Here is a 1882-nt window from a genome sequence, read left to right as displayed (position 1 = left end):
GCTAGAAAATTGATAATGGGTTGGCGCGTAACGCGGACACGATCGCCCAGTTGCAGCAGCAGATTATTGAACGACACGTTGGAATTGGAACCAGCGGGTTGCCCCGCTCCTGTCGGGGTCGTGCCTGTCGTAGTAGGACTGGTCACGGCACCGCCAGCAGATTCTGACAGCAGCACTTGACCATCGGACAGGCGAATGACTCCACCAAGCACAGGATTCAGCGCCGTGCCTGCAACTTGGACATTGCCCTCCACACCGCCCTGATAGATTCCCTTGAGCGTTAGCCGAATTCGGTTCAGCGCTACGGAAAGCGGAGTGGCTTGGTCTGGGTCAGTAGAGGACAGACTCGCAAAGATAGGAATCACGCCACTGGCGCTGAGGTTGCCCTGGCTAAATTGCCCCTGAACCGAATCGACGCGCAGTCGATCGCGATCAAACCGAATTGCTCCAGTGACGCCTGTGAGCGGTTCGGGTAGCGCTTTGGCTTGCAGGGTGGCGTTCTGCACCTCGGCGATTCCAGTCGCGATCGGCTGCGTTAGCGTACCGCGCACCTGCACATTCACCCGACCCTGACCATCGACCCAGGCAACCTGGTTATTCAGCAGGTTCAGCAGCGCCAACCCTTCATTTTTGACGTTGATGTCCAGGCTGATTTGGTCACTGTCAGGCGCTACGGTGGCGAAGGGTAGCTGACGCGGAACACTTCCCGCAACGCTGATCGGTTCTGGTCCATCGATCAAAATAGTGCTGCCGAAATCTAGCCGAGCGTTGGCATAGCGGAAGCTGCCCTGTGCCTGCTCCAACTCGGTTCCGTTGAGCGTGCCATCGCTAACGCTAATATCACCGATCGCCTGCGGATTGTTCAGGCTGCCTGCCAAGGTAGCCGTAGCATTGAGCTTGCCTTCCACGTTAAGCGGCAAGTTCAACAGGTCCGTGAGCTGATCGATCGGCACATTTGCCACGCGCAACTGTCCAGACTGCTGCGCACCGCCTACCTGTCCAGAGAAGGCAACCACAGCGTCGTTCGTCTGAAACCGCAGCGGCAGCAGAGTCAGCACGCCGTCCTGGAAGTTTCCTTGGGCGACGACCTGATCGGCAGAGAAATTAGGTCCCCATTTCCAGTTTTGCCCCCGCAGGTCAAAATTGGCGCGAACTCCCGTCTGTAGTGACCCCGCGATCGTCACACTGCTGTTGAAGTTACCTTGCAGCTCTCGTAACTCTGGCAGCGGAGATTCTTGACGGCGGGCATCTGCTTGCGCCCGCAGCGCCTCAATTTCTGACAATCGACGCAGTTGAGTTAGCACTGAGGCACGCGACTGCCCTGCGGGAGCCGTCTGCAAATCAGCAGCACTGCCGTAGGCAGGCGGCTGCAACAGCCCTCGCTGTAGATCTTCTAGCTCAAACACCTGCGCCAGTCCCAGGACATCCTGAAGATTGCCGTTGGCAAGAATCTGCCCCTGGAACTTGGGGTCGCGTCCCTGAATTGAGGCGCTGCCATTAATCTGGAACACGCTTTGCCCACGCCGCAGTTCTGCACCGCTCAGCGTAGCGACGCCATTGCGGAAGTCAATGCGCCCCCCGAAGCGATCGGCAAGAAAATTCCCCACTTGTGGATTGGCAATGGCAATGTCTCCAGTTGCCTGCTGCCGCTCTAGATTCAGCGCTACGTTGCCGCTCAGTTCGCCCCCGAACGGGAACAGTAAGGCAACCGGAGTCAAGCCGTTCAGCAGCTCCAGCGGAAATCGCTGCGCCTGTACGAGCAGCAGTCCGCCCTGACGCCGACCCCGAGCGACGGCGGTATCGCGGCGAATGTCAAACGCAACCGGACGATAGGCAGAATCGAGAGTCACGGCGATGCGATCGCGCTGACCTGCCACATCCA

The 1882-nt window shown here is 58.7% G+C and carries 1 protein-coding gene; it reads right to left on the bottom strand.

What is annotated here, in order from left to right:
- Positions 1–1882, bottom strand: a 1882-nt coding sequence (locus tag H6F43_RS13415; RefSeq protein ID WP_190343244.1) for a translocation/assembly module TamB domain-containing protein, incomplete at both ends; no start/stop codon positions are given.

This window comes from Leptolyngbya sp. FACHB-36 (genome assembly GCF_014695955.1).
Taxonomy (GTDB): Bacteria; Cyanobacteriota; Cyanobacteriia; order Leptolyngbyales; family Leptolyngbyaceae; genus FACHB-36.
The sequence above is the reverse complement of the archived record's forward strand: the minus strand, read 5'-3'. Positions and strand labels throughout refer to the sequence as shown.